The organism is Polaribacter sp. Asnod1-A03, from assembly GCF_045063585.1.
Taxonomy (GTDB): Bacteria; Bacteroidota; Bacteroidia; order Flavobacteriales; family Flavobacteriaceae; genus Polaribacter.
Genome location: NZ_JBEFOE010000009.1, coordinates 2,648,365 through 2,663,371, shown reverse-complemented (window position 1 = coordinate 2,663,371; position 15,007 = coordinate 2,648,365). Strand labels below are relative to the sequence as shown.

The 15,007-nt window shown below is 29.3% G+C and carries 14 protein-coding genes; 9 read left to right on the top strand and 5 right to left on the bottom strand.

Annotation, left to right across the window (positions count from 1 at the left end; genetic code table 11):
* Positions 1-420: 420 nt before the first annotated feature.
* Genes ACJJVY_RS12065 through ACJJVY_RS12055 form a run of 3 tightly spaced genes read right to left on the bottom strand, consistent with a single transcriptional unit; the run spans position 421 to position 4,015 of the window.
* Positions 421-2,226, bottom strand: a complete 1,806-nt coding sequence (locus ACJJVY_RS12065) for a GNAT family N-acyltransferase (protein ID WP_405608879.1) — start codon at positions 2,224-2,226, stop codon at positions 421-423.
* A 53-nt stretch (positions 2,227-2,279) separates the two neighbouring features.
* On the bottom strand, positions 2,280-3,533 hold the full coding sequence (locus tag ACJJVY_RS12060; protein ID WP_405608876.1) for an aspartate kinase: 1,254 nt from the start codon (positions 3,531-3,533) through the stop codon (positions 2,280-2,282).
* Positions 3,534-3,538: 5 nt separating this feature from the next.
* Positions 3,539-4,015: a GNAT family N-acetyltransferase gene (locus ACJJVY_RS12055; protein ID WP_405608873.1), complete on the bottom strand. Its 477-nt coding sequence runs from the start codon at positions 4,013-4,015 to the stop codon at positions 3,539-3,541.
* 182 nt (positions 4,016-4,197) lie between these two features.
* Here ACJJVY_RS12055 and fbp point away from each other — a divergent pair, with 182 nt between their 5' ends.
* The 4 genes from fbp to ACJJVY_RS12035 all read left to right on the top strand — a co-directional run bounded on the left by fbp (position 4,198) and on the right by ACJJVY_RS12035 (position 8,625).
* A complete protein-coding gene (fbp, locus tag ACJJVY_RS12050) occupies positions 4,198-5,208 on the top strand; it encodes a class 1 fructose-bisphosphatase (RefSeq protein WP_405608870.1) in 1,011 nt (336 codons plus the stop codon).
* A 114-nt stretch (positions 5,209-5,322) separates the two neighbouring features.
* Entirely contained in the window at positions 5,323-5,931 is a 609-nt protein-coding gene (locus tag ACJJVY_RS12045; protein ID WP_405608867.1) for a superoxide dismutase, read from the top strand.
* A 257-nt stretch (positions 5,932-6,188) separates the two neighbouring features.
* Entirely contained in the window at positions 6,189-7,937 is a 1,749-nt protein-coding gene (locus tag ACJJVY_RS12040; RefSeq protein ID WP_405608864.1) for a TrkH family potassium uptake protein, read from the top strand.
* A 4-nt stretch (positions 7,938-7,941) separates the two neighbouring features.
* Positions 7,942-8,625: a potassium channel family protein gene (locus ACJJVY_RS12035; protein ID WP_405608861.1), complete on the top strand. Its 684-nt coding sequence runs from the start codon at positions 7,942-7,944 to the stop codon at positions 8,623-8,625.
* 77 nt (positions 8,626-8,702) lie between these two features.
* Here ACJJVY_RS12035 and ACJJVY_RS12030 read toward each other — a convergent pair whose 3' ends face one another.
* Both ACJJVY_RS12030 and ACJJVY_RS12025 read right to left on the bottom strand, forming a co-directional pair.
* Positions 8,703-10,601 carry an amidophosphoribosyltransferase gene (locus tag ACJJVY_RS12030; RefSeq protein ID WP_405608858.1) on the bottom strand — a complete coding sequence of 633 codons (1,899 nt, stop codon included), beginning with the start codon at positions 10,599-10,601 and terminating at the stop codon, positions 8,703-8,705.
* A gap of 77 nt (positions 10,602-10,678) precedes the next feature.
* Complete coding sequence (locus ACJJVY_RS12025) at positions 10,679-11,596, bottom strand: PfkB family carbohydrate kinase (protein ID WP_405608855.1); 918 nt, start codon at positions 11,594-11,596, stop codon at positions 10,679-10,681.
* Between the two features lie 77 nt (positions 11,597-11,673).
* Here ACJJVY_RS12025 and ACJJVY_RS12020 point away from each other — a divergent pair, with 77 nt between their 5' ends.
* From ACJJVY_RS12020 to ACJJVY_RS12000, 5 genes are all read left to right on the top strand, one after another.
* Complete coding sequence (locus ACJJVY_RS12020) at positions 11,674-12,093, top strand: SufE family protein (RefSeq protein ID WP_405608852.1); 420 nt, start codon at positions 11,674-11,676, stop codon at positions 12,091-12,093.
* Positions 12,094-12,109: 16 nt separating this feature from the next.
* Positions 12,110-12,430, top strand: a complete 321-nt coding sequence (locus tag ACJJVY_RS12015) for an SUF system Fe-S cluster assembly protein (protein WP_405608849.1) — start codon at positions 12,110-12,112, stop codon at positions 12,428-12,430.
* 77 nt (positions 12,431-12,507) lie between these two features.
* A complete protein-coding gene (locus ACJJVY_RS12010; RefSeq protein WP_405608846.1) occupies positions 12,508-13,017 on the top strand; it encodes a DUF2480 family protein in 510 nt (169 codons plus the stop codon).
* A 58-nt stretch (positions 13,018-13,075) separates the two neighbouring features.
* Positions 13,076-13,948 carry a DUF3078 domain-containing protein gene (locus tag ACJJVY_RS12005; RefSeq protein WP_405608843.1) on the top strand — a complete coding sequence of 291 codons (873 nt, stop codon included), beginning with the start codon at positions 13,076-13,078 and terminating at the stop codon, positions 13,946-13,948.
* 63 nt (positions 13,949-14,011) lie between these two features.
* On the top strand, positions 14,012-14,932 hold the full coding sequence (locus ACJJVY_RS12000) for a DUF3078 domain-containing protein (protein ID WP_405608840.1): 921 nt from the start codon (positions 14,012-14,014) through the stop codon (positions 14,930-14,932).
* Positions 14,933-15,007 lie beyond the last annotated feature (75 nt).

Genomic DNA, 15,007 nt, shown 5'->3' with positions numbered 1-15,007 from the left:
TAACATTAGATTCTAATTTAAAATTTCTTACTTTTATGGTTTTCATAGTAGCTATTATTTCTTTATTAAAAAATGAATCTTTTAATTAATCTTAAAATATTGATGCAATATTTTAAGTACAAAAAGAATTCTTTAAAATTATTATTTATGAATAAAAACGCTGAAATGATACTTTCTATAGATTAACGGAAACAAAGCACAGGTCAAAATAAAAACTCATTTTTTTAATTTTGTTTTTATTCATTAAAAAATAAAAGAGGGAGAATGCACATATAGATACATTTATTACCTATAAATATTTTTTATAAAAAATCGAGGGAAAAAAATGTATGTATTTTTAACTTTTACATACAGCACAAAAATACGTAATATTTATCTTTTTACAAAAAAACCAAAAGATAATTACTGATACAAAGACTTTTAACCATTGTTTAGTTCTGAAGCTTTACGCTCTAACTCTGCCTGAAATTCTTCCATAACAGGTTTTACCGTGCTTTCTGGTATATCAGAAACTTTAATGTACATTAATCCATCTACAGCATTATTAAATTTAGGATCTACATTAAAAGCCACCAAACGTGCATTTTGTTTTACATATTTCTTAATTAAAACAGGTATTCTAAGTGCTCCTGGTTCTATTTCGTCGATAATTTTATCAAACTTTTGCATATCTGCCTTGGTTGCATCAAACACAAAATCTTTATCGCCGTCTTTTAGTTTTACCTTATATTCTTTTTTAGGATAAATGTATTGTGCAATATAAGGATCGTAATAATGAGATTTCATAAACTCAATCATTAAAGACTTAGAAAAGTCTGAAAACTGATTGCTAATAGAAACACCACCCATTAAATATTTATGCTCTGGGTAACGTAATGTAACATGTACAATCCCTTTCCATAGTAAAAATAATGGCATTGGTTTTTGTTGATATTCGCCAATAATAAAAGCTCTACCCATTTCTATGGTGTGCTCCATCATTTGATGTAGTTCTGGTTCTATTCTAAACAATGTTTGAACATAAAAACCATTAATACCATATTTTTGATAAATTTCTTTACCAACTCCCATTCTGTAAGCACCCACTAAACACTTGGTTTCTCTATCCCACAACAATAAATGATGGTAATATTTATCGAACTTATCTAAATCAATTTCTTTATTGGTTCCTTCCCCTACTTCTCTAAATGTAATTTCTCTCAACCTACCTATCTCGTGTAACAGACTCGGAATTTCTTTTGCGCTAGCAAAAAACACTTCGTAATTTTTACTTTCTAAAAGTCTACCATCCGCTTTTCTTAAAGCATCTATTTCTTTAATAAATAAATCCTTGTTTCTTTGAGGAGTTATTTTTTTTACGGATTTTTTAATTTTGATATTTTGAGTAGAAATTAATTTGCTAGCCTTTTGAAAAGGGTTTGCCAACATATAAGTCTTCTTTCTAATAAACTCATAAAAAGTAGAAATTTCTTTAAACTCATTTTGATCTTTTACAGAAATGGGGTTTCCTATTCTTACTTTTATTACTTTACCTCTTTGAAACATAACTTCCGAAGGTAATTTTGCAGTTCTTAAAGTATCAGAAATTTTAGACAGAAAATAAAAAAGCCGACTATTTTTAGCATGAAAATAAATAGGGATTACAGGTACGTTTGCTTTTTTTATTAACCTAACAGCACCATCTTCCCAAGGTTTATCTACATTTAGTTTTCCATCTTTGTAAGTAGAAACTTCACCCGCAGGAAAAATACCTAAAGGTTTCCCTTCTTTTAAATGTTGCAACGCATTTTTAATACCAGCAACACTAGATTTTACATCCTTTCTTGTTTCAAAAGGATTTACAGGCATTACATAAGGCTTTAGTGGCTCTATTCTATGCAGTAAGAAGTTTGCAATTATTTTGTAATCTGTTCTTTTTTCTATTAACAATTTTAATAAAAGAAGGCCATCAATTCCTCCTAAAGGATGATTAGAAATAGTAATAAATGCCCCGTCTTTAGGAATCCTTTTTAAATCGTCTTCTGGAATTTCAAATTTAATCTCACAATCATCTAAAACACCATTTAAAAAACTTAAATCTTTCTTACTCTTGTTCTTATCATATATTTTATTGATTTTAGAAATACGAAGTACTCTTAATAATACCCATCCAACAAACGTACCAAGAAATCCAATCTTCTGTAAACCAATTACTTGTGATATTTCTTTAGATGTTACTAATGCCATAATTTTTAATTAGAACCAACTGCAAAAATACTAAAAAAACGGGTAAGCAATAATTAATTTGCTGCTAAAACTATCTGAATTGTTTCTTTATTTACTTGAGTTAATAAAGACGCTCCTTTTGCCTCAATATTACTTATAGCTTCATCATCAAAATGACGCACTGTATAAAGATCTACTTCTTTTTGAACATCAATTTTAAACTGAGTTTTTAACTCATTATAAAAAGCATCGAACTTATTAAATTTATTATCAATACAAACAGAAAAACTAATAGCAGAATTCTGTATTAAATTTACTTTTAATTGATAATCGTGTAGTTTTTGAAAGATATAACTAATATTATTCTCTACCATAAATGAAAAATCTAATGCAGAAATTGATACTAAAATCTGATCTTTCTTTACAATAAAACAAGGAATATAAGGCACTAATCTTGTTCCTTTAGAAACTTTTGTACCTAGCTCTTTTGGGTTTACGAAAGAACGTACCAATAACGGAATTTCTTTTCTTTCTAATGGTTGTAATGTTTTTGGATGAATTACAGAAGCGCCATAAAAAGCCATTTCTATAGCTTCTTCATAAGAAATTTGTTCTAACAAAGTGGTATCTTCAAACACTCTGGGATCTGCATTTAAAACACCCGGAACATCTTTCCAGATAGTTACATTTTCTGCATTTAAACAATAAGCAAAAATACCCGCTGTATAATCAGAACCTTCTCTACCTAAAGTTGTCGTGTTTTCAGTATCATTAGCCGCAATAAAACCTTGTGTAATATTTAATTTAGAACTGTCTACTTTTTTACTTATAAGTTCTTGTGTTAAATCCCAATCTACTTTTGCATCTCTATAATTACTATCTGTTTTAATATAGTTTCTTACATCAAACCAATTGTTATCTACACCTATCTTTGTTAAGTAAGCACTAACTATTTTGGTTGATAAAAGCTCTCCAAAACAAATTATTTGATCGTATACATAATTATATCTTTGTGATGTATTTCTTGCCAAAAACCAACTTAATTCTCCTAAAAGAATATCTATTTCTTTGTAAATTTCATCATTTTCATCAAACAAATCATTCATCAAATTTTTATGAAAATCTTCTATAACACCTAATTTAGCAGATAACTCGTCTGTTTTATTGTAATAAGCTTCTATTACTTCTTCAAAAGCATTTGTTATTTTACCCATTGCAGAAATTACAACTACTGTATTTTCCGTTCCTTCACTTTGTAAAATTTGAGTAATATTTTTTACACTTGCTGCATCTTTTACAGATGCTCCTCCAAATTTAAAAATCTTCATTCTAATTATTTTTCAATAAATTTTGCTAATCCTTCTTTGTCCATTTGCACTACAGACCAATCATTTAAATAATTTGCTCCGGTACTTTTATAAAAATCTATTGCATTGGTGTTCCAATCAATCACTTCCCAAGCAACTCTATTATAATTATTTTCGTGTGCATATTTTAAAACAGCAGTATACAAGGCTTTACCTGCTCCTATTTTCTGTTTCTCTTTTGTAACTATTAAATCTTCTAAATGTATTGTTCTTCCTTTCCACGTAGAAAAACGTTCGTAAAACAAAGCAATACCAATTATATTATTTGCTTGTTCAGCTACAAAAACTTTAAATTTTGGATTTTTAGAAAAACCGTCTCTTTCTAAATCTTCTACAGTAATTTCTACTGCATCTGGTTCTTTTTCAAAAACAGCCAACTCTGTAATTAAATCGAATACAGATTGCATATCTTTTTTTTCGCCAAGTCTTACTATAAAATCCATCTTTAAAATTTTGGTCAAAGATAGTTTTTTTGAAACCTGTTAAAAATATTTAAAGATTTTTCACAGTTATTTTTGATTTGTTTAAAATTATTTAACAATACAGCGAAATCGATTGAAAAAAAAAGCTGTAAATAGTTAAAAAAATTAGATATTTGTTAAATGTTTAATTATCAACTTTAATAATGGCAAAAAAAAATCAAACTTTAGGAGAATTTATTATTGAAAATCAGAGCGACTTTAAGTATTCATCAGGAGAATTATCTCGATTACTAAATTCATTAAGATTAGCGGGGAAGGTTGTAAACCACGAAGTAAATAAAGCCGGTTTGGTAGATATTACTGGAGCTGCAGGGGACACTAATATTCAAGGAGAAGATCAACAAAAATTAGATGTCTATGCTAATGAAATCTTTATACAAACGCTTACAGATAGAAATATTGTTTGTGGAATAGCGAGTGAAGAAGAAGACGATTTTATTATTATTAATAGTAAAGATGAGAATCATCAAAATAAATATGTTGTTCTTATGGATCCTTTAGATGGTTCATCAAACATAGACGTTAACGTTTCTGTTGGTACCATTTTTTCTATTTTTAGAAGAGTTACTCCTGTTGGAACACCTGTTGAATTACAAGATTTTTTACAACCTGGAGACCAACAAGTAGCTGCAGGTTATATTGTTTATGGTACCTCTACCATGTTGGTATATACTACAGGAAATGGTGTAAATGGTTTTACATTAAACCCAGCTTTAGGTAGTTGGTATTTATCACATCCTGATATGAAATTCCCAGAAAATGGAAGCATCTATTCTGTAAACGAAGGAAATTATTTAGATTTTCCTGCAGGAATTAAAATGTATATAAAATATTGCCAGGCAGAAGAAGGAGACAGACCTTATACAAGTAGATATATTGGTTCTTTAGTTTCTGATTTTCATAGAAATATGATAAAAGGAGGAATTTACATGTACCCTAAAGGATCTAAAAATCCAAAGGGAAAATTACGTTTGTTGTATGAATGTAGTCCAATGGCTTTTTTAGCAGAACAAGCTGGTGGTTTAGCCTCAGATGGGTATAATAGAATTATGGAAATACAACCTAAAGAACTACATGAAAGAGTTCCTTTTATATGTGGAAGTAAAAATATGGTAGAAAAAGTTGAACAATTCATGAAAACTTTTGGAGAATAAATCTTATTTATACAGTTATAAATTATCGAAGGGCAAAACTCTTGTAAAACTATTATTAAATGGTTAATTTTACAGATATAAATATTATACTAATTAATAAAATATAAAAATATTATGGCTTTTGAACTACCAGAATTAGGATACGCATATAATGCATTAGAACCAAATATTGATGCAAAAACGATGGAAATTCATCACACAAAACATCATAACGGATATACAACAAAATTAAACGCTGCAATAGAAGGTACAGATTTAGAAGGAAAATCTATAGAAGATATTCTTACTAATTTAGATATGAGTAATGGTGCTGTTAGAAATAATGGAGGTGGTTTTTTTAATCACTCTTTATTTTGGTCTGTAATGAACCCAGAAGATAAAGGATATTTATCTGGAGAATTAAAAGATGCTATTGAAGCTGCTTTTGGTTCTAAAGAAGCATTTATAGAAGCTTTTTCTAAAGCTGCTGCAACTCAGTTTGGTTCTGGATGGGCTTGGTTATGTGTTTTACCAGGTGGTAAAGTAGAAGTTTGTTCTACACCAAACCAAGACAATCCTTTAATGCCAGGGGTTACTTGTGGAGGAACTCCTATCTTAGGATTAGACGTTTGGGAACATGCATACTACTTAAACTACCAAAACAGAAGACCAGATTATATTGATGCTTTCTTTAAAGTTATTAACTGGAATGAAGTTGAAAAACGTTACGCAGAAGCTAAATAATACACTTATTTAATTTTTAAAAACAGAAAAGCACTCTAATATTTTTAGAGTGCTTTTTTTTATCTAACATTTTAAACTTGATTATTTTTTTATTAAAAAAAGATATTTCATCATAAAAACAACTACCTTTATCATCACTTTTATAAACTTATACTTCTACTACAAACTGTGTATTTTTATATAAATAGATTCTAATATAACTTTTTAAGAATTGAAATTAAGCAAAACAATAGTGTTACAAAATAAATACTTTTGGAATGAATTTTCCTTTAAAAAAAATAAATAGAATAGCATTTTGGGCAAGTGTTATTGGTATGCTTGCTTTTATTTTTCATTTCGGATTCAATCAAACTACCCTAACACAACAAATTATAGATGGTTTTTACTTTATTGTAATTACTCTTGGGTTAATTTCTACGTTTGTTAGATATGTAGAAAAACCTCATCATTTAAAAAAAAATGTAGCAATATTCGACTTTATTTCTGTGGCCTACACACTCTACATTTTTTACATGTATCTTTTTGTAGGAGAAGCGTTTAAAACAGATTTAGTACTAGAAAATCCTATGTGGTTAATATTTGCTGTAATTTTATCTTTTATTAGAGAATTTTCTGAATTAAAATTAAACCTAAACAGAGTTTACCTTAATCCTGCACAATTATTTATTTTAAGTTTTTTAACAATTATTTTCTTAGGATCACTTTTACTCTTATTACCTAAAGCAACTTACAATGGTTTAACATTTATAGATGCTCTTTTTACCTCTGCAAGTGCTGTTTGTGTTACTGGTTTAATCGTTGTTGACACAGCTACTTATTTTACACTTTTTGGGCAATCTATCATTCTTATTCTTATTCAAATAGGCGGTTTGGGTATTTTAACCTTTGCAAGTTATTTTAGTTATTTTTTTAAAGGAGGAACTACCTATGAAAACCAGCTGACATTGAGTGAAATGACGAATTCTCAAAAAATAGGAAGTGTTTTTGACACCTTAAAAAACATTATTATAATTACCATAACCGTAGAATTTACAGCAGCTTTATTTATCTATTTTTCATTAGACACAGAATTAATAAGTAATTTTGCTGACAAAATATTTTTTTCAATTTTTCATGCAATATCTGCCTTTTGTAATGCCGGTTTTTCTACACTTAGTAATAGTATTTATGAAACAGGCTTTCGTTTTAATTACCCATTACAACTTGTTATTATTGCCACTTTTGTAATGGGAAGTTTAGGTTTTCCTATTGTAGTTAATCTTGTAAATTACACAAAGCATGTAATACTTAATTTTTTCCGTTTTCAATCTTGGAAAAAGACTTACAAACCTTGGGTACTTAACATCAATAGTCGTATAAACCTTGTTACCACCTTATCATTAACCTTTATTGCTTTTGTCCTTTTTTTAATTATAGAATACCATAATACACTAGAAGAACACTCTTTATTTGGTAAATTAGTTAATGCTTTATTTATTGCTGCAACACCAAGAACAGCTGGTTTTAATTCTGTAGACATGACTGCTTTAGCAGCACCAACCATAATGATTACTTTTTTACTAATGTGGATTGGCGCTTCTCCTGCTTCTACAGGTGGAGGTATTAAAACGAGTACTTTTGCTATTGCTATCTTAAACATTTTTAGTTTAGCAAAAGGTAAAAGTAGAATAGAGGTTTATAGGAGAGAAATTGCTGAAATTTCTGTAAAAAGAGCATTTGCTACCATATCCCTTTCTTTACTTGTAATTGGTCTTGGTATTATATTAATTACCTATTTTAACCCAGAACTCGGTTTACTAAACATTGCTTTCGAAAGTTTTTCTGCTTACAGTACAGTTGGGCTTAGTTTAGGAATAACTTCTAGTTTTAATACAGCAAGTAAATTAGTTCTAATTACTATTATGTTTATAGGAAGGGTAAGTATGCTTTCTATAACTGTGGCTATTTTCAAAAAAATTAAACATAAAAATTATCGCTATCCAAGTGAAGAAATAACAATAAACTAAAAATATGAAGTATATTATTGTAGGCCTAGGAAATTTTGGAGCCCCTTTAGCTGAGAAATTAACCGCACAAGGAAACGAGGTTATAGGGATAGACAACAATATGGCTAAAGTAGACTTGTATAAAGAAAGAATCTCCCACACTATCTGTATGGATGCTACGGATGAATCTACCGTTTCTGGCTTACCTTTAAATGATACCGATATTGTTATCATTGCTTTTGGACAAGATCAAGGAGCAAATGTTATGACAACGGCATTATTTAAAAATTTTCAAGTAAAACGTCTAATAAGTAGAGCCATAAACCCTTTGCATGAAAAAGTTTTAAACGCTATTGGTATCGAAGAAATTGTACACCCAGAAGAAGAATCAGCAGAACGTTGGGCTAAAAAACTATGTTTAACCAACGTAGTAGATTCATTTGAATTAAGTAACGATTTTAGTATCATTGAAGTTAGTATACCTAAAAAATACATCGGTAAAAGTATTAGAGAAATGCAACTTCGTAGAAAATACAATATTTTAGCCCTTACAACTATTAAAAAAACTACTGTAAAAACAATTGTTGGAAAAACTAAAAACGAAGAAAAAGTACAAGGTGTAATATCACCCAACACAGTTCTTTATGAAAATGATATTTTAGTAATATACGGAGCTAACAGAGATTTGAGAAATTTTACAAATCAATAAAAACATCTTTCTATTTTAACTAAAAAAACACTTCTTTCGAAGTGTTTTTTTAGTTTTTTAATAACAATAGTTTATAATTAATAAGCTCTTTTATTGTTTCCTTCATAAAAGTTAATAAATGCTTCATTTACTACTCTACAACCGCCTGGCGTAGGATAGTCTCCTGTAAAATACCAATCTCCTAAATTATCCGGACAAGCTTTATGTAAGCCTTCTATTGATTGATAAATAACCTCAACCTCTGCTTTTATATCCTCTGTTTTTAACATTTCTGCAATTTTAGCAGATATATCTTCGGCTGTAAAAGGACTATAAATTCCTTTTACATAGTTTATAATATCTACATCTAATCTAGATTGTTGTTCCTTACACTTTTTATAAACCTCATCTACTATGTGGTATTGATCTGTATCCTTTAACAATTCTAAGGCAGCCTTAAAAGCAATAAAAGCATCAATTCTTGCCATATCAATTCCGTAACAATCAGGGTAACGAATTTGAGGAGCAGAAGAAACAACTACTATTTTTTTAGGTCCTAATCTATCTAAAATTTTAATAATACTTTTCTTTAACGTTGTTCCACGCACAATACTATCATCAATAATAACAAGATTATCTGTAGGTTTTACAACACCATAAGTAATATCATAAACATGTTCTACTAAATCATCTCTAGAGTTATCATCCGCAATAAATGTTCTTAATTTAGCATCTTTAATTGCTATTTTTTCAAAACGTGCTCTTTCAGATAAAATTTCTGTAACTCTTTCTGCAGACAACTTACCGCCACCTGCTAATATTTTTGCTGTTTTCTGCTGATTTAATAAATCTTCAGCAGCTTCTGTCATTCCATAAAAAGAGGTTTCTGCGGTATTGGGTATGTAAGAAAAAACCGTATTAGAAACATCACTATTAATCGATTTTAAAATCTTAGGAAAAACATATTTTCCCAAGTTTTTTCGCTCTTCGTAAATACTTGCATCACTTCCTCTAGAAAAATAAATGCGCTCAAAAGAACATGCTAAATTTTCTTGTGGTTTGTTTATTAATTTAATAGATGTTTTACCACTTTTTTTAATAATTAATGCATGCCCTCTTTCTAATTCTTGTACGTCTTCTATCTTAACATTAAAAACAGTTTGTATTACTGGTCTTTCTGATGCTACAACTACAACCTCGTCATCTTCATAAAAATAAGTTGGTCTAATTCCGTTAGGATCTCTTAATACAAAAGCATCTCCATGACCAACTAAACCAGCCATTGCATAACCTCCATCCCAATTTCTAGAAGATCTTTTTAATACTTTTTTTAGTTTTAAATTTTCTTCTATATAAGGTGAAGCATCTTTTTTATTAAAACCTTTTTTCTTAGCTTCTTGGTACAATTTAGAAACTTCATCTTCTAAAAAGTGACCAATTTTTTCCATTACAGTTACCGTATCTGTAAATTCTTTTGGATGCTGACCTAATTCTATTAACTCATCTAATATCTGATTAGAATTTGTCATGTTAAAATTACCAGCAACAATTAAGTTTTTATGTTTCCAATTACTTTGGCGTAAAAAAGGATGTACACTTTCTATACTATTCTTACCAAAAGTACCATATCTAACATGCCCTAAAAATAAATTACCTAGGTATGGCATATTTTGTTCTTGCCAATCTACATCATCTTTTTTATCAGGATTTTGCTCTAAAACACCATTTAGACGCTCGTTAATTTGTGCAAAAACGTCTTGTATTGGTTGTGGTTTATTAGAACGAACCCTACTAATATATCTGGTACCCGGTTCTATATTAAATTTTACACTTGCAAAACCTGCCCCATCTTGTCCTCGATTGTGCTGCTTTTCCATTAATAAATACATTTTATTAATTCCGTAAAATGCAGTACCGTATTTGTCTTTATAAAACTGTAAGGGCTTTTTTAATCGAACAAGTGCAATTCCACATTCATGCTTAATAGCGTCACTCATTGTTTTTAAATTTTTTGTTGTTATGTTGTTGTAATAAAAAATCCGCATTTTTAAACGCGGATTTTTATAATTTTTATTTATATTTCAAACTGGGTAAGGGCTTTAAAGCCATATAAACGCTTTTTAACCTCATCAGCTGTAAGACTTTCCATACGTTCTGTTCCAAATTTTTCTACACAAAAAGAAGCTAAATTAGAACCATAAATAATAGCATTCTTCATGTTATCAAAAGAAACATCATCTGTTTTTGCTAAATACCCACAAAAACCTCCTGCAAAAGTATCTCCTGCTCCTGTTGGATCAAAAACCTCTGCCAATGGTAAAGCTGGTGCATAAAACATTCTTCCTTCGTTAAATAACAAAGCGCCATGTTCTCCTTTTTTAATAACTACATACTTTGGTCCCATTTTATGAATTTTCTTTGCAGCATTTACTAAAGAATATTCTCCAGATAACTGACGAGCTTCTTCATCATTAATAGTAATTACGTCTACTCTTTTTAAAACCGTATGTAAATCATCTAAAGCAATATCCATCCAAAAATTCATAGTATCTAAAACTACTAATTTTGGTCTTTCTACCATTTGATCTAAAACAGAAGCTTGCGTTAACGGATGTAAGTTACCCAACATAACAATACCTGCATCTTTAAAATCTTCTGGTACAACCGGTGCAAAAGTTTCTAAAACATTTAGTTCTGTAACTAAAGTATCTCTAGAATTCATATCATTATGATATCTACCACTCCAAAAAAAAGTTTTTCCTTCTTTGTCTACCTCTATTCCATCTGTGTTAATCCCCTTAGAGTTCATCATTTCTATATAAGAAGACGGAAAGTCTCCACCAACTACAGAAACCACTCCTGTTTTAACACCAAATTGACTTGCGGCTAAACCTACATAAGTACCAGAACCACCTAAAATTTTATCTGTTTTTCCAAACGGAGTTTCAATAGCATCAAATGCTACAGTACCAACTGCTAATAATTTGCTCATTTCTTAAATTTAATCAGTAATTTTGCATAATAGTTGCAAAAAGTATTCTTTATAAAACGCAAAAATAAGTTTAAAAAATGACTATCAAAGAAATACAAGAAGAAATTATTGATGAGTTTTCTATGTTTGATGACTGGATGGAACGCTACGAATACATTATAGAGCTAGGTAAATCTTTACCTATTATTAATGAAGAACATAAATTAGAAGAAAATTTAATTAAAGGATGCCAATCTAAAGTTTGGTTATACTCAGAATTAGAGAATGATATCATTAAATTTTCTGCAGATAGTGATGCTATTTTAACCAAAGGAATTGTGGCATTATTATTGCGCGTATATTCAAATCAAAAACCAGGTGATATCTTAACTGCCAATATAGATTTTATAGATGAAATTGGTTTAAAAGAACATTTATCTCCAACAAGAGCAAATGGTTTGGTTTCTATGATTAAACATATAAAAATGTACGCAATAGCACAACAAACAAAATTATAGAATTAAGATTTTAAAGATGACAGATAAAGAGTTAGAAGAAATAGGAGATAAAATTGTAAATGTTTTAAAAACAATTTACGATCCAGAAATACCTGTAGATATATACGAGTTAGGTTTAATTTATGATGTTTTTGTGAATGATGAAAACAATGCTAAAATATTAATGACCTTAACATCACCAAATTGTCCAGTAGCAGAAACATTACCTGTAGAAGTAGAAGATAAAATAAAAACTTTAAAGCAGATTAATGAGTGTGAAGTAGAAATTACTTTTGATCCTACTTGGACACAAGACATGATGAGTGAAGAAGCAAAACTAGAATTAGGAATGCTTTAATATAGTTGATGATTTATAGTTGAAGGCTCTTTTTTATAACTTTTAACTATAAATCCTTTTAATTTTTAAACTTAAAAATGGCAGAAGAAATAATAAATAGAGTCGCAAATAGCAAACTTAAAACCTTTGATTTAGAAGAAATTTATCCTGAAGGAAATAGAGTTTTGTTTGATATTAAAGATTGGCTTTTTCAAGAGTTAATATTAAAAGAAAAAGATTTTAGAACATCCGTTAAAAATCACGATTGGTCTCAATACAAAAATTCTTTTGTTGCAATTTCTTGTTCTACAGATGCTATCATTCCTTCTTGGGCATTTATGTTAGTAGCAGCAGAACTAACTCCTTTTGCTAATAAAGTTGTTATTGGTGACTTAGAATTATTAGAAACTGCTATATATCAAGAACTAATAAGTTTTTTAGATTTTAAAACATTTGCAGATGCTCCTGTAATTATAAAAGGATGCTCTAACAAACCAATACCAAATTCGGCTTTTGCTTTTTTAATAGAAAAGCTACAACCAATTGCTAAAAGTATTATGTTTGGCGAGGCTTGTTCTACTGTACCACTGTATAAATCAAAAAAATAATTTTGATTAGTCCTAGATAATTTTATTTTTGTTGAACCATATATAAATTAATCATATTTTGAAAAAAGCTGTAATCCTTTTATTAACTTTATTTTCTATTCATTTTTCAGCTCAAAATACTAAAACAAAAGCAAAAGAAGAACTACCAACTCCTAAATGGAGTATTCTTGGTAAGTTCTCTTTTTTGTTTAATCAATCTTCATTTTCTAATTGGGCTTCTGGAGGGCAAAATACAATCGCAAGTAATATCAGTGTCAATTATGATTTTAATTACAAGAAAGATAATGTAAACTGGGATAATATTCTAAAAACAGGCTACGGTATTAGCCACGTTAGTAACTCTGGATTACAAAAAACAGACGACCGATTTGAACTAAATAGTTTATTTGGTTATAGCACATCTAAATACTGGTTTCTTTCTTTTTTAACTAATTTTAAAACACAATATAGTGATGGTTTTAATTATAGCTCAGACCCTAAAGAGTTAGTTTCAGAATTTTTCTCTCCAGCATATTTAACTTTCGGTCCGGGGATGCTTTGGAAAAAATCTGATAAACTAAATGTAAATATTGCACCAGCAACTGCTAGATATATTTTTGTTAGTGAACAATTTTCTGGAGATTTTGGAGTTGAAGAAGGGAAGACAATTTCTTTAGGTTTAGGTTTTAACTTATCTGGACTTTATAAATTTACCTTAATGGAGAACATTGAAATGGAAAACACCTTAACAATGTATTCTGATTACCTAGCCAATGTTGGCAATATTGATATTGATTATCAAACAAATATAAACTTTAAAGTAAACGAGTCTATAAAAATGCAAATGACATTCCAAACAATTATAGACGACAACTCTTCTTCTAAAGTACAATTTAGAGAATTATTTGGCCTTGGTGTTAATTATAATTTTCACGAAAAAGTAACTTATTAATTTTTTTATTGTCTAAATAAGAAAAGGTGTACTTTTGCACGCTCAAAATTTAAAAAACAAAAGATGAAAAAATTATCAATTTTATTTTTAATAGTATTTGTAAGCTTATCAGCAAATGCTCAAACAGCTGAAGAATTAAAAAAAGAACAAGCTCCTAAAAAAGCAGAAATAGCAAAACTACAAAAAGAAGTAAAATCTTTACAAGCTAAGATTGATGCACTTCCTGGATGGAGAAAAGGTGCTTTTGGTACTATAGGAGGAAACTTATCTGGTTTTAACAACTGGTACTCTAAAAGTGAGCCTAATTCTGCTTCTGGTAATATTGGTATTACTGTAAACGGTTTTGCAAACCTGGTACAGGATGACTTTTTTTGGAGAAACTCTGCCGCAGTTAACTTAGGTTGGGTAAAATTAGATGATAAAGACGACCCTACAGATAGTAAAGATTTTGATGCTGCTACAGATGTATTTACAATTACTTCATTATATGGTCAAAGATTAAATAGTAAATGGGCTGTTTCTGGATTAGGTGAATATAGAACAACAATTATAGACAACTTTAACAATCCTGGGTATTTAGATTTAGGGGTTGGTTTTACATGGACACCAACATCTAGTTTAGTTGTTGTATTGCATCCAGGAAACTACAATTTTGTTTTTAGTAAAGATGAATCTGTTTTCGAATCTTCTTTAGGTGCAAAAATTGTTGCTGATTACACTAAAAAATATGGTAAATTAAGTGTAAAATCTAATTTATCTGTTTTCCAAAGCTATGAATCTTCAGATTTATCTAATTACACATTTACAAACTCTTTTGGTTACTCTATCTGGAAAGGAATTGGAGTTGGTTTTGAATTAGGTTTACGTAAAAACAAACAAGAAGCTTTAGAATATGCTTTAGAAGACAACGCTGCTGCAACTTTTGATAACGTAGATAACAAATTACAATCTTATTGGTTATTTGGTCTTAACTACGCTTTCTAAGGGAACTTAAAACATACTTCAGGATAAATCCGAAATACAAAAAAGGTCAGTAATTTAAATTTACTGACCTTTTTT

What these genes read in the sequence shown, in the direction of transcription:
- fbp (WP_405608870.1), top strand. Translation starts at nt 4,198, where the DNA reads ATGGCAAAAAAAAATCAAACTTTAGGAGAATTTATTATTGAAAATCAG.
- ACJJVY_RS12015 (WP_405608849.1), top strand. Translation starts at nt 12,110, where the DNA reads ATGACAGATAAAGAGTTAGAAGAAATAGGAGATAAAATTGTAAATGTT.
- ACJJVY_RS12065 (WP_405608879.1), bottom strand. Translation starts at nt 2,226, where the DNA reads ATGGCATTAGTAACATCTAAAGAAATATCACAAGTAATTGGTTTACAG.
- ACJJVY_RS12035 (WP_405608861.1), top strand. Translation starts at nt 7,942, where the DNA reads ATGAAGTATATTATTGTAGGCCTAGGAAATTTTGGAGCCCCTTTAGCT.
- ACJJVY_RS12045 (WP_405608867.1), top strand. Translation starts at nt 5,323, where the DNA reads ATGGCTTTTGAACTACCAGAATTAGGATACGCATATAATGCATTAGAA.
- ACJJVY_RS12060 (WP_405608876.1), bottom strand. Translation starts at nt 3,533, where the DNA reads ATGAAGATTTTTAAATTTGGAGGAGCATCTGTAAAAGATGCAGCAAGT.
- ACJJVY_RS12000 (WP_405608840.1), top strand. Translation starts at nt 14,012, where the DNA reads ATGAAAAAATTATCAATTTTATTTTTAATAGTATTTGTAAGCTTATCA.
- ACJJVY_RS12055 (WP_405608873.1), bottom strand. Translation starts at nt 4,015, where the DNA reads ATGGATTTTATAGTAAGACTTGGCGAAAAAAAAGATATGCAATCTGTA.
- ACJJVY_RS12040 (WP_405608864.1), top strand. Translation starts at nt 6,189, where the DNA reads ATGAATTTTCCTTTAAAAAAAATAAATAGAATAGCATTTTGGGCAAGT.
- ACJJVY_RS12030 (WP_405608858.1), bottom strand. Translation starts at nt 10,601, where the DNA reads ATGAGTGACGCTATTAAGCATGAATGTGGAATTGCACTTGTTCGATTA.
- ACJJVY_RS12025 (WP_405608855.1), bottom strand. Translation starts at nt 11,596, where the DNA reads ATGAGCAAATTATTAGCAGTTGGTACTGTAGCATTTGATGCTATTGAA.
- ACJJVY_RS12010 (WP_405608846.1), top strand. Translation starts at nt 12,508, where the DNA reads ATGGCAGAAGAAATAATAAATAGAGTCGCAAATAGCAAACTTAAAACC.
- ACJJVY_RS12020 (WP_405608852.1), top strand. Translation starts at nt 11,674, where the DNA reads ATGACTATCAAAGAAATACAAGAAGAAATTATTGATGAGTTTTCTATG.